The organism is Nonomuraea montanisoli (assembly GCF_013363975.1).
Classification (GTDB): Bacteria; Actinomycetota; Actinomycetes; order Streptosporangiales; family Streptosporangiaceae; genus Nonomuraea; species Nonomuraea montanisoli.
The window spans coordinates 246,154-258,227 of record NZ_JABWGN010000002.1; the positions used below are offsets into that span (position 1 = coordinate 246,154).

The window sequence follows — 12,074 nt, forward strand, 5'->3', positions numbered from 1 at the left end:
TGGGCGGCTCAGGCCAGGCCGAGGGTGACCAGGTCGTAGCCGCCGTGGACCGGGCTGACGTGCGCGCCCGCGAGCCGCGTCCCGCGCAGCAGCAGCGTGCGCTGCCAGGCGATCGGCACGAGCTGGTCCTCCTTGACGACCTCCGCCTCGACGCCGTCCCAGAGACCCTGCCGCCTGGCGGGGTCGGTCTCCTTCCTGGCGGCGTCGATCAGCGCGTCGACGGCCGGGCGGCCGACGCCCAGGTTGACGGAGTACCCGTTATGCCGGATCGTCCGGCTGTCGGCCAGCTCCGCCAGGAACGCCTCCGTGTCCGGCCAGTCGGCCGCCCACGACCGCGCCACCAGGCCGATGCCCTCCTTCTTCAGGTACGCCGGATTGCCGCCGTACGACTTGTGGAAGTCGGCCGCCGGATACGCCGTGAGCGTGAGCTTGACGCCGGCCTCGGCGAGGGCCGCCTGCACGGCCTGGGCCAGGGCACGTTCGCCCGGCCGGTCGCGGAAGGCGTACCCGGTGCTGAACCCGCCCGGCCTCCCGCAGGCGGCGAGCGACCGCCGCGCGGCCGCGGGGTCGCCACCGGGGGTCAGGCCGGGCACGCGCGTGTGCCGCCCGGGGATCGTCGGCGGCACGACAGCGTCCGGCACCGCGCCCGGCCGTAACGGCCGCACACCGAGCATGCGCCTCGTTCTCCGCACCAGGACCGCCCGCCTCGGGCGGCCCGCGCCGGAAGCGGCCCGCGCTAGAGCCGGGGACGGGCTCCCAGGTGCATGATCGCCTTGGCGGCGAGGCGGCAGCCCGCGGCCAGCGCCTCGGCCGGCGGCTTGTTGTCCAGCCACGACGGCAGGAACCCGGCGCAGAACGCGTCGCCGGCGCCCGTGCCGTCGATGATGCGGTCGACCGGCTCGGCCGGCGCGTGCACCGGGTCGGCGCTGCCGTTGCCGAACCACAGCGCCCCGTCGGCGTTCATCTTGATGACGACCTGCGGGAAGAACGCCGTCAGCACCTTGGCCGCGGCCTCCGGCTCGTCGCGGCCGGTCAGCACCTTGGCCTGCTCGATGTTGGCGAACAGCAGCTTGGCGCCGCTCGTCCACTCCAGGAACGGCTCGGCGCCCGTGCGCTCCAGCGGCGCGGACGAGGCGCAGTCGACCGAGATCGACATGCCCGAGCGGCGGGCCATGTCGAGCGCCGCGAAGCCGGCGTCGCGGGAGCCCTCGTTGATCAGCGTGTAGCCGGACAGGTGGAGGTGGCCGCCGCCGTTGAACAGGTCGCGCGGAAGGTCCTCGGGCGAGAGCGCGGCGTTGGCGCCGGGGTCGGACAGCATCGTGCGCTCGCCCTTGTGCGTGACGAGCACGACGCAGGTGCCGGTCGGCCGCTCGGGGTCCATGACGAGCCGCGCGTCGACGCCGTAGCCCATGAGCTCCATGTCGCGGTTGCGCCCGGTGATGTCGGCGCCGCGACGGCCGATGAACGCCACGTCCGCGTTCTCGACCGCGAGCCAGGAGGCGATGTTGGCCCCGGAACCGCCACCGTGCATGGTCACGATCGCCGGCGTGTCGCTCGCCCTGGCGAGCGCATAACGGGCGCGCGCGACCGCGTCGGTCATGAGATCGCCCACCACGACGACCCGCGTCATGATGTCACCACCTTGCTGCCTTCAGAACGAGCCGGCCACGGCAAAACGCCACCGCAAAACTAACAGCTTCCGGGCGGCCCGTGGGGCGGTCCTCGAACACCGGTCCGCAGTCGATGCACAAGCGTTGCCAACAGGCCCTGAGGTCTTGAGATGTGGGACGCGGGATCGGCCCCGGGGCGAGACGGGGATTAGTGTCGGGACTGTGCAGGCTCAGGCTCAGTACCCCGCTCACTGGGAGGCCGATGTCGTCCTCGCCGACGGCGGCACGGCCCACGTCCGCCCGATCCGTCCCGCCGACGCCGACCGGCTGCGCGCCTTCTACTCGCGCCTGTCCGACGAGTCGATCTACTTCCGCTTCTTCGGGCCGCGCCCGCGGCTGTCGGACAAGGAGGTGGCCTGGTTCACGACCGTCGACTACCTGGACCGGGTCGCGCTGATCGCCACCATCGGCACCGAGATGGTGGCCGTCATCCGCTACGACCGGATGAGTCCCACCGAGGCCGAGGTGGCCTTCCTGGTCGAGGACGCCCATCAGGGCCGCGGCGTCGCCTCGGTGCTGCTGGAGCACCTGGCCGCCACCGCGCGCGAGCGCGGCATCGAGCGCTTCGTCGCCGACGTGCTGCCGGCGAACATGAAGATGATGGGCGTGCTGCGCCAGGCCGGCTACACCGCCGAGAGCAGCTTCGCCGACGGCGTGGTCCGCATGACCCTCGACCTCACCCCCACCGAGACCTCGGCCGAGGTGACGGCCTCGCGCGAGCACCGCGCCGAGGCGCGCTCGATCGCCCGGCTGCTCACGCCCGGCTCGGTGGCGGTGATCGGCGCCTCGCGCGAGGCGGGCGGCGTCGGCCAGGCCGTGCTGCGCAACCTGCTGGCCGCCGACTTCACCGGCCCCGTCTACCCGGTGCACCGCGAGGTGCGGGCCGTGGCGGGCGTGCGGGCCTACCCGAGCGTGTCGGCCATCGACGACACCGTGGACCTCGCCGTGGTCGCCGTGCCCGCCGAGAGCGTGGCCGACGTGGTCAAGGAGTGCGCGGAGAAGGGCGTCCACGGGCTCGTCGTGGTGTCGTCCGGGTTCGGTGAGACCGGCGAGGAGGGGCGGGCCCGCCAGGACGAGCTGGCGCGCATCGCCCGCGCGTACGGCCTGCGCATGGTCGGCCCGAACTGCCTGGGCATCGCCAACACCGACCCGGCCGTGCGGCTCAACGCCACGCTCGCGGCGACGGTGCCCGGCCGGGGCCGGGTGGGGTTCTTCAGCCAGTCGGGCGCGCTCGGCACGGCGCTGCTGCAGCGGGTGGCGCAGCGCGGCATGGGCATCTCGTCGTTCGTGTCGGCGGGCAACCGGGCCGACGTGTCGGGCAACGACCTGCTGCAGTACTGGGAGGAGGACGCCGCCACCGAGGTGATCCTGCTCTACCTGGAGTCGCTGGGCAATCCGCGCAAGTTCACCCGGCTGGCCCGCCGCATCTCCCGGAGCAAGCCGGTCGTCGTGGTCAAGAGCGGCGGCACCCCGGCCGGGCACTCCGCGCGCGAGCTGCGGCTGCCCGACTCGGCGATCAGCTCGCTGTTCGAGCAGGCCGGCCTGATCCGCGTGGACGACCTCATCCAGCTCTTCGACGTGGGCCAGCTCCTCGCCTACCAGCCGCTGCCCGCCGGGCCGCGGGTGGGCCTGGTCACCAACTCCGACGCGCTCGGGCTGCTGGCCGCCGACTCCTGCGTGGCCGCCGGCCTGTCGCCGCGGCCGCCCGCGAACCTGGGCGCCTCGGCCGGGGCCGCCGAGTACGGCGCGGCGCTGGCCGGGCAGCTCGCCTCGGACGAGGTGGACGCGGCCATCGTGATCTACACGCCGCCGATCCCCGGGGCCGGGGAGGAGGTGGCGGCCGAGCTGCTGCGGGTCGCGGAGGAGTCCGGCAAACCCGTGCTGGCGACCTTCGAGGGGCATCTCGGGATGCACCCGGCGCTGCGGGTGGGCGCCCCGCCGTCGAGCGGGTCCGGGTCCGCGCGGGCCACGCCGTCGAACGGGTCCGGGGCGGGGCGGGCGACGCCGTCGCGCGGCTCCATCCCGTCGTACGCGGCGCCGGAGGAGGCCGTGCGGGCCCTGGCCCACGTCGTGCGGTACGCCGCCTGGCGGTCCCGGCCCGTCGCGCCGCCGCCGGAGCTGGCGGACGTCGACACGGCCCGCGCCCGCGACCTGGTCACCCGCGCCCTCGCCGCCGGCCGGGAGGGGGGCGACGCCGGCGAGGCGGGCGCCGCCGGGGGAGAGGGCGAGGTGGACGTCACCGGGAGGGAGGCCGAGGTGGACGCCGCCGAGCTGCTCTCCTGCTACGGCCTCGACGTGTGGCCCGCCGAGGTGGTCGGCTCGCCGGACGAGGCGGTCGAGGCCGCCCGGCGGCTGGGCTGGCCCGTGGTGCTCAAGGTCGCCGACCCCGACGCCTCCCGCCGGGCCGGCACCGTACGGCTCGGCCTGGAGAGCCCCGACAGCGTCCGGCACGCGTACACCGAGTTCGCGGGCCGGCTCGGCGACGGCGTGGCGCTGGCCGTGCAGCGCATGGCGCCCCAGCCGGCGGTGCCCACGGTGGTGGGCGTCGTGGAGGACCCGGCGTTCGGGCCGATCGTGTCGTTCGGGCTGGGCGAGGTGACGGCGCGGCTCCTGCTCGACCAGGGGTTCCGGCTCGCGCCGCTCACCGGGGAGGACGCCGCCGGGCTGGTGCGCTCGGTGCGGGCCGCGCCGCTGCTGTTCGGCGAGTACGGCTACCCGCCCGTGGCGGTCGACGCCCTGGAGGACCTCCTGGTGCGGATCGGGCGGCTGGCCGGAGACCTGCCGGAGGTGGCCCGGCTGGACCTCGACCAGGTGCTGGTGGGGGAGTCGGGCGTCATCGTGCTCGGCGCCCGCGCCACGGTCCGCACGCCGCCGGGCCCGCGCCTCGACGGAGGCCCGCGCCGCCTGTCCTGACGCCTCGCCCCGCAACGCGCGGGGGGTCCTGGCGTGGCCGTACGGCTTGAGACGTTATAGAGCGTTATGTACGGCAGGTGAGGGCGGCGCGCCGTCCTGGCAGGATGGACCCATGAGGGAAACCCGAGTCTCAGCCGCGGGCCTGCGCGAAGCGATCGAGCGCAGCGGCTACTATCCCGACCTCGTCACCGATGCGGTCGAATCCGCGCTGGGCAAGGAGGCCGTGACCGCCTTCGTGGTCCATCATGAGGCGACGTTCGACCCGGCCATGGAGGTGCGCAGGCACGTCACCGTCCTGGTGCTGACCGGCACCCGGCTCCTGGTGTGCCACACCGACGAGCACCCGGCCGTCGAGGGCGTGTCCGCCTCGCACGCCTCCACCACGACCGAGGCCGTGCGGCTCAGCCGCATCCAGTCCGTCGCGGTCACCCGGGTCGTCCCCGACCCCGCCTCCTACGCGCCCGGGGTGCCGCCCACCGAGGCGACGCTCACGATCGGGTGGGGCGCCATCGCCCACGTCGACCTGGAGCCCGCCACCTGCGGCGACGAGAACTGCGAGGCCGACCACGGCTACACCGGCGCCATCACGGCCGACGACCTGTCGCTGCGCGTCAGCGAGGCCGCCGACGGGCCCGAGGCCGTCTCCCACGTGCTCGCCTTCGCCAAGGCCCTGTCAGAGGCCACGGCCCGCGCCGCCTCCTGACCGCCCTCCGGCCGGCCGCCCTTCGAGGGCTGGCCGTGCTTCCAGGGGCGGTCGCTCCAGTCGCGCAGGGCGACCGGTCGTGCCTCGACCGGTCGCTCCGATCGTGCAGGGCGGCGGATGACGCCTCGACGGCCGGTCGTCCCGGCCGCGCTGGTCGGCCGGTCGCGCCTCGCAACGGCCCCCGTACGTACGCACGCCGCTAAGCTCGGAGGGTGACTCCTCCGCTCCCTGAAGGGAGCGGCTTCTCGCTAAGCCGCTTGCGCAGCCTCACGAAGGGCAAGCCCTGCCCTCAAGATGTTGATCGCCGCGTTCACGTCGGCGTGTGCGGCGTGCCCGCACGCCGTACACCGGAAGGCGGCTTGGGTGAGGCGGTTCTCCTTCGCGCAGTGCCCGCATCGCGAGCAGGTGCGGGAGGTGTCGCGGGGCGCGACTGCGATCAGCTCTCGACCGGCGCTCTCAGCCTTGTACGCAAGGATCGTCAGGAACACCCCCCAACCCGCGTCGAGAATCGAACGGTTGAGCCCGGACTTCTGCGCGACGTTGCGGCCGGGGGCTTCGACCGTGCCGGACACCGAGCGGGTCATGTTGGTGATCCGCAGGTCCTCGTGCACGATGAGATCGTAGTCGCGGACCAAGGCGAGCGCGGCCTTGGGACCGTCGGGATCGGCCTTGCGGATCTCCTTCAGTTCCGCCGACTGCTCGCCGTAGCCGATCGTGACGCCTGCTTCGCGGTAGGCGGTGCGGCGGTGCTCCAACGCGGCGTTGTACAGCTCACGGTGATCCTCCAGGCACTGCGTGAGCGCGGCGGCCTGCTCGACCGTGGGGCGCAGCAGGAACTTGAACGACCTACGCACACCCCACCTCCCACGTTCGGTAACGAGACGACCACGATATCGGCTGGCACCGACAAACCCGGAAGAGCATCTGTCATGTGCAGACCTGACAGGTCAAGGCACGCTCGGGTCGTTGCGGCCCTCCCGCTCCCCATTCCTCCGACGGCCGAAGCCGCCGGTCCCCTCGGGAGCACATGATGGCCGACACCGCCCCTCTGATCCCCGCGTACGGCGGGTCGTCGCTGGCGGACCTGCCCCGAGCGCTGCTGGCCGCCCTCGACCCCGCCGCCCTCGGCCCCACACCCGCCACCGGCCCGATCCCAGCCGAGCCCGCCCCCATCCGCGTCGAGCCCGCCCGCGCCGTCTGCGTCCTGCTGATCGACGGCCTCGGGGATGAGGCGCTGCGCGCCCACGCCGGCGCGGCGCCGTTCCTCTCCCAGGGCATGCGACCGGTGACCGGCGCGACGCCGCTGACCGCGGGGTTCCCCGCCACCACCGTCACGAGCCTGTGCTCACTCGGCACCGGCCTGACCCCCGGCGAGCACGGCATGCTGGGCGTGACCCTGGCCGTGCCGGACACCGGCCTGCTGTTCAACGCTCTGCGCTGGTCCCGGCCCGACGAGCTGGTCATGGACCCGCGCGTCTGGCAGCCCGCTCCCACCGTGTTCGAGCGGGCCCGGGACGCGGGCGTCATGGCCGCGTACGTGGCGCCGGGCGAGTTCGAGGGCACCGGCCTGACCCAGGCCGTCCACCGGGGTGCGCGCCACCTCGCCGCCGGCACCGTGGACGAGCGCGTCGAACGGGCCCGCGAGGCCCTGCGCGAGCCGCCCGCGTACGTGACCGTCTACTACGGCGACCTCGACGCCGCCGGCCACGACACGGGCTGGGGGAGCGAGGAGTGGCTGGAGCGGCTCGCGACCGCCGACCGGCTCGCCGAGCGGCTGGCCGGCGCGCTGCCGGACGGCTGCGCCCTGTACGTCACCGCCGACCACGGCATGGTCAACGCCACCGGCAAGCTCGACGTGGAGGGCGATCCGGAGCTTCGGCGCGGGGTGGCCCTGCTGGGCGGCGAGGCGCGGGCCCGCCACGTGTACGCCGAGGAGGGGGCCGCCGCCGACGTGCTGGCCGCCTGGCGTGAGCGGCTGGCCGGCCAGGCGTGGGTGGTGCCGCGCGAGGAGGCGGTCGAGGCCGGGTGGTTCGGGCCCGCCGTACGGGCCGAGTGGCTGAGGCGCCTCGGTGACGTGCTGGCCGTGCCGTACACCGGCCTGGCCCTCGTCGCGCCCCGCGCCCACGCGCGCGAGGCGGCCTTCGTCGGCTACCACGGCTCGATGACGGCCGCCGAACAGTACGTGCCGCTGCTGGAGGCGAGCACCCGTTGACCGGTCCCGCGAGCGGGACGCCCGACCAGGAGGAGCCGAGATGAGCCCGCTGATCACCCCTGCCGAACTCGCCGCGCTCGACGGCGTGACCGTGCTCGACGCCCGCTCGCGGCTCGGCGGCCCGCCCGCGATCGGGCTGTACCGGGAGGGGCACCTGCCGGGCGCCGTCTACTGCGACGTGGACGCCGACCTCGCCGCCCCGCCCGGCCCCGACGGCCGGCACCCGCTGCCCGACACGGCCCTCTTCGAGGCCGCGATGCGGCGGCTCGGCGTGAGCAACGCCCGGCCGGTGGTCGTGTACGACGACGCCGGTTCGACGATCGCGGCGCGCGCCTGGTGGACGCTGCGCTACTTCGGCCATCAGGAAGTCCGGGTGCTCGACGGCGGCCTGCCCGCGTGGGTGGCGGCGGGGCTGCCGACGGTGACCGAGTTCCCCGAGATCGAGCCGGGCGACTTCACCGCCAAGCCCGGCGGCATGCCCATGCTCACGGCCGACGAGGCCGCGGCGCTCGCCGGTGACGGGGTGCTGCTCGACGCGAGGTCCGCCGAGCGCTACCGCGGCGAGACCGAGCCGATCGACCCCGTGGCGGGGCACGTCCCGGGCGCGGTGTCGGCTCCGACGGTCGCGAACGTCGGCCCGGACGGCCGCTTCCTGCCTCCGGAGGAGCTGCGGGAGCGCTTCGCCGGCCTCGGGGTGCGTGAGGGGGTGCGGGCCGGGGCCTACTGCGGGTCGGGGGTGACGGCCGCGCACCAGGTGCTGGCCATGGAGCTGGCGGGGCTTCCGGCCGCCCTGTACGTCGGTTCGTGGTCGAACTGGGTGGCCGACCCGGCCCGTCCGGTCGCCACCGGCTGACCCGGGCCCCGTTCCCGGGGCTGGTGCGCGGCACGAGGCGGAGGTGCGACCGGGCGGTGGCCCGCGCCGAAGCAGACGAAGCCTGGCACCTCCGTCCTGGCCGAGGCCACGGCCAGGGCGGATGCGGGCGGCTCGCCGTGGGCCAGCAGCTCGTGGAAGAGCGTCATCACGGCCCGGGCGTCGTCGTCGCGCACCGGCACCATCCCGGCGACGACGCAGGCCGTACCCCTGGCCAGGAACGCCCCGGCCAGCCCCAGCGGCGCGCCCTCGGCGGGGACGCGCGCCATCCCGGAGTCGCACGCCGACAGCACCACGAGCACCGGCGAGCGGGGCAGCCGCAGCAGGTCGTACGCCATGAGCGGCCCGTCGTCCAGCGTGATGGACGACAGCAGCGGGCTGCGCGCGTGGAACACCCCGTGCGCCGCCAGGTGCAACACGTCCGCGGCGGCCAGCGCCTCCATCACCGGCCCGGTCCGCGCGGGCGCCTCGCGCCCGCGCGGATGGCCGGCCAGCACGCGGTCCACCTCGGTACGGGCGTGCGCCAGCCCGGGCCCCGCGGCGGCGGCCACCACGGGCGCGTCGTCCGGGGCTGGCGCGCGCCGTCCGGCCGCCAGCCAGGCCGCCGCGCTCGCTGCCACGCTCACGGGACGCCCGCGCAGGCACGGCAGCGCGGCCCACGGCATGGTGTGCAGCGCCCCGGCGGGCACCACCACCAGCGGCCGGTCGGCGATCTCGTGCCGGACCGGCCGCAGCAGCAGCCGTTCGACCTCGCCCGCCGCCTCCCGCACCGGGCCGCCCGGGGCGAGGGCGGTCCGCTCGTCCACCGGCGAGCTGTCGTCCACCGGCGGGCCGTCGCCCAGGCTGTGACGGCGCAGGGCGTAGCGCAGCCGGACGACCGCCTCGGCGACCTCCTCCAGCCGCCCCAGCCGCCGCACCAGCGCGCGCCCCTCCGACACCACCACGACGAGCAGCGACGCCCCCTCCACCACGAACTCCAGCAGCACGGCCCCGCCACCGCCCTCCGCACCCACGCCACCGGGCGCGGCCTCCGCGAGGGCCGCCCGTACCTCGCGCAGGTCCGGTACGCACGCCTCCGGCGCGGCCACCGCCCGCCAGCGCTCGGCCCAGGCGAAGACTTCGGCCGCGTCCCGGTCCCGCGCCGCCAGCCGCAGCCCGAGCCCGGCGAGCCGCTCGCCCGCCCGCGCCATGTGCGCCCGCAGCCCCGGGTCCTCGAACGCGCCGGCCTGGCTGCGCGCCTCGGCCAGCCCCTCATGGGCGGCGCGCAGCGCGGCGTCCGTGTCACCCCGCAGCTCCGCCTCCAGCGCCCGGGCGTGCTGCCGCACCAGCCCCGGCACCCGCCGCCGCGGGGGAGGACCGGGCCGGCCGCCGATGAGCTCCTGCAGCGCCGGAGGCAGAGCCGCCTTACGGGCCGTCCCGCCCCCTTCGGCCACCACCACGGAGCCGGCGGAGATCGGGGCGGGAACGTCCGGAGGCGCGTTCGTCAGCTCGGCGAGCTGGCTCAGGGCAGCGGCCCGGTCGCCCAGGGCGAGGGCGGCCTCGGCCGCCTCCAGCCGCAGGGCCGCGCCGCCCGCCTGGTGCGCGGGGTCGCGTTCCAGGTCCCCGGCGCACGCCACCAGCTCCGCCAGCAGCCCGGGCGCGGGCCCGTCCAGGGCCAGCCGGGCGCGCAGCTCGACCTCCCGGGCGAGCGGCAGCCAGGAGGCGCGTCCCTGTGCCTCCAGCTCCCGCCCCGCCCGGGCGGCGAGCGCCAGCGCCCGCCGCGGGTCGCTCGTCAGCAGCTCCGCCCGCGCCAGCTTCAGCCGCGCGTCGGCCAGCGCCACGTGCGCCCCGGACGCCTCCAGATCGGGTACGGCCCGGCTGAGCAGCTCGCGTGCCTCGCCGGGCTGCTGGGCCGCCAGCAGGGCGCCCGCGAAGTCCGCCCGCATCGTCGCCAGCCGCTCGGCGAAGCCGAACAGCGCCTCCTCGGCCTTCCGGTAGTGCCCGAACGCGCCCGCGACGTCGCCCCGCCGTACGGCCAGAAAAGGCAGGTTGGCGGCGGCCAGGCGGGCCAGATGGTCGAGCCCGGCGTGCCGGGCCAGCTCCAGGCAGGCCGTGACGTCGCCCATGGCGGCGTCCCACTCGCCGAGGAAGGCGCGCACCAGCCCCCGGTTGAGCAGCCCGCCCGCCAGGAACCTGTGGTCGTCGACGCCGCCCGGCGCCGCGGCCAGGATCTCGACGGCGCGGTCGCAGGCGGCCACGGCCTCCCGATACCGGCCGAGGTGGGCCAGGGCCACGGCGCGCTGGGTGTCGAGCTTGGCCCGGTCGAGCGACGACAGCGCGGGCCAGGCCAGGGCCGCGATGCGCAGCGCCTGCAAGGGGTGCCCGCGCTCGGTGCGTACGGTGACCAGGGACAGCCGCGCCTGAGCCAGCCGCTCGGGTGGGGCGCCGGACGTGGCGACGGCGCGCCGCAGGTGGCGCTCGGCGGCCTGGAGGTCGCCGAGCTCGCGCGCGGCCAGCCCCATCGCCCTGAGCGCCACGACGGCCGCCTCCGCCGCACCCCGGGCTTCGGCGGCCGACAGGACGGACTGAGCCGTGCGCATGGCCCGAGCGGGATCGACGACCGAGCGCAGCACCGCCGCCTCGGCCGTCCCCACCAGGCCATGCGCCACCGCCCCGCCGATCGGGGGGTGCTGCGTCACGGCCGTATGCGCACCCACCTGGTCTGGACGGGTGGTTGGCCGGGACGGTGGCAGACCACGCTGAGCCAGCCCGGAGGCAGGCCCGTGGCAGCGAAGTGGCCGGTGCGGGCCAGGCGTCGGGTCAGCGTCAGATGAGGGGTGCGGACGTCGACGTGGCTGCCCTCTCCGGGATGGGGGACGATCTGCCCCGCCACGTCGATGAGCCCGTCACCCACGGTCACCTCCAGGTCGAAGGTCAGTCCGGCAGCTACGAAACGGACCATCTTGCAGCCGTCCGCGCTTCGCACCTCGCGTGAGGCGGGGCACTCCGCAGGGACGGCTGTCACCGCTTGAGGGACCCGGAGCCCGTAGGCGTCGCGGGCGGCAGCGGAGACATGTTCTGGGAGCGGGTCGTGCCCGGCGGCAAGACGAAGCGCCGCCAGGAAATACTCTTCGTTGATCATTGCACCGTCTCCTGTTGGTGGATCAGAGTGCGCAATCTCTCCAGGCACCGCGATCTGGTTGGACCCACGCTGCCCACAGGCACGCCCAGTCGCCCCGCGACCTGCCGGTTGCCACAGTCGGTGGCCACCAGCCTGAGCAGGGTGCGGCATGGTTCGTGCAGGCCAGAGACCGCATTCCAGAGCCGGCGGCTGATGTCGGCCTCCAGGACGGCCGCCGCCGGATCAGGGTCGCCGGGCACGATCTCAGGCAAGGGAACGCCGGGACGTTCCTTCCGGAGGATCAGCATCGCCTCACGACGAGTGGTCGTCGCGAGCCATGCGCCTATGCCCGATGGGTCCCTGATGGTGTGCAGATGCTCCAACAGGCGCAGCCACGCTCCCTGTACTGCGTCCGCCGCATCCGCTTCGCTCAAGCCACAGGCGCGGGCGGTTGCCCACATCCTGGGTCCGTACCTGGACTCGAGCATGTCCCAGGCCCTCTGGTCGTCGTCGGCCGCCGCCTTGAGCAACTCACCTGAGTCTCGTGGCTCGTGCACGCGGCCTCCTTCGCCCGGTCTACGAGGCTGCCTCCTCGTAACTGGCCG

The 12,074-nt window shown here is 75.3% G+C and carries 9 protein-coding genes and 1 pseudogene; 4 read left to right on the forward strand and 6 right to left on the reverse strand.

Annotated features, from left to right (window positions below):
- Positions 1–8: 8 nt before the first annotated feature.
- Together HTZ77_RS04605 and HTZ77_RS04610 are read right to left on the reverse strand one after the other, a co-directional pair.
- A complete protein-coding gene (locus tag HTZ77_RS04605; RefSeq protein ID WP_175588165.1) occupies positions 9–674 on the reverse strand; it encodes an ABC transporter substrate-binding protein in 666 nt (221 codons plus the stop codon).
- A gap of 62 nt (positions 675–736) precedes the next feature.
- Positions 737–1,630 (reverse strand): carbohydrate kinase family protein, encoded by an 894-nt coding sequence (locus tag HTZ77_RS04610; RefSeq protein ID WP_175588166.1) that lies wholly within the window; start codon positions 1,628–1,630, stop codon positions 737–739.
- 202 nt (positions 1,631–1,832) lie between these two features.
- Here HTZ77_RS04610 and HTZ77_RS04615 point away from each other — a divergent pair, with 202 nt between their 5' ends.
- Complete coding sequence (locus tag HTZ77_RS04615; protein ID WP_328808412.1) at positions 1,833–4,583, forward strand: bifunctional acetate--CoA ligase family protein/GNAT family N-acetyltransferase; 2,751 nt, start codon at positions 1,833–1,835, stop codon at positions 4,581–4,583.
- Positions 4,584–4,695: 112 nt separating this feature from the next.
- Positions 4,696–5,286, forward strand: coding sequence for a DUF5998 family protein (locus tag HTZ77_RS04620; RefSeq protein ID WP_175588167.1), 591 nt, complete (start codon positions 4,696–4,698; stop codon positions 5,284–5,286).
- A 248-nt stretch (positions 5,287–5,534) separates the two neighbouring features.
- Here HTZ77_RS04620 and HTZ77_RS04625 read toward each other — a convergent pair whose 3' ends face one another.
- Positions 5,535–6,140 carry an RNA-guided endonuclease TnpB family protein gene (locus HTZ77_RS04625; protein WP_175588168.1) on the reverse strand — a complete coding sequence of 202 codons (606 nt, stop codon included), beginning with the start codon at positions 6,138–6,140 and terminating at the stop codon, positions 5,535–5,537.
- A 176-nt stretch (positions 6,141–6,316) separates the two neighbouring features.
- On the opposite strand from HTZ77_RS04625, the gene HTZ77_RS04630 reads away from it, so the two are divergent.
- A complete protein-coding gene (locus HTZ77_RS04630; protein ID WP_175588169.1) occupies positions 6,317–7,498 on the forward strand; it encodes an alkaline phosphatase family protein in 1,182 nt (393 codons plus the stop codon).
- 40 nt (positions 7,499–7,538) lie between these two features.
- Positions 7,539–8,351, forward strand: coding sequence for a sulfurtransferase (locus HTZ77_RS04635; RefSeq protein WP_175588170.1), 813 nt, complete (start codon positions 7,539–7,541; stop codon positions 8,349–8,351).
- Between the two features lie 113 nt (positions 8,352–8,464).
- Here the strand turns inward: HTZ77_RS04635 and HTZ77_RS48015 are convergent.
- The 3 genes and pseudogenes from HTZ77_RS48015 to HTZ77_RS04645 form a co-directional block, all read right to left on the reverse strand.
- A pseudogene (locus tag HTZ77_RS48015) lies at positions 8,465–10,948 on the reverse strand (CHAT domain-containing protein); the annotation flags it as partial.
- A gap of 95 nt (positions 10,949–11,043) precedes the next feature.
- Positions 11,044–11,310: a hypothetical protein gene (locus HTZ77_RS45795; protein ID WP_235994319.1), complete on the reverse strand. Its 267-nt coding sequence runs from the start codon at positions 11,308–11,310 to the stop codon at positions 11,044–11,046.
- A gap of 176 nt (positions 11,311–11,486) precedes the next feature.
- Positions 11,487–12,026, reverse strand: a complete 540-nt coding sequence (locus tag HTZ77_RS04645; RefSeq protein ID WP_328808413.1) for an RNA polymerase sigma factor — start codon at positions 12,024–12,026, stop codon at positions 11,487–11,489.
- Positions 12,027–12,074 lie beyond the last annotated feature (48 nt).

What these genes read in the sequence shown, in the direction of transcription:
- HTZ77_RS04605 (WP_175588165.1), bottom strand. Translation starts at nt 674, where the DNA reads ATGCTCGGTGTGCGGCCGTTACGGCCGGGCGCGGTGCCGGACGCTGTC.
- HTZ77_RS04610 (WP_175588166.1), bottom strand. Translation starts at nt 1,630, where the DNA reads ATGACGCGGGTCGTCGTGGTGGGCGATCTCATGACCGACGCGGTCGCG.
- HTZ77_RS04620 (WP_175588167.1), top strand. Translation starts at nt 4,696, where the DNA reads ATGAGGGAAACCCGAGTCTCAGCCGCGGGCCTGCGCGAAGCGATCGAG.
- HTZ77_RS04630 (WP_175588169.1), top strand. Translation starts at nt 6,317, where the DNA reads ATGGCCGACACCGCCCCTCTGATCCCCGCGTACGGCGGGTCGTCGCTG.
- HTZ77_RS04635 (WP_175588170.1), top strand. Translation starts at nt 7,539, where the DNA reads ATGAGCCCGCTGATCACCCCTGCCGAACTCGCCGCGCTCGACGGCGTG.
- HTZ77_RS45795 (WP_235994319.1), bottom strand. Translation starts at nt 11,310, where the DNA reads ATGGTCCGTTTCGTAGCTGCCGGACTGACCTTCGACCTGGAGGTGACC.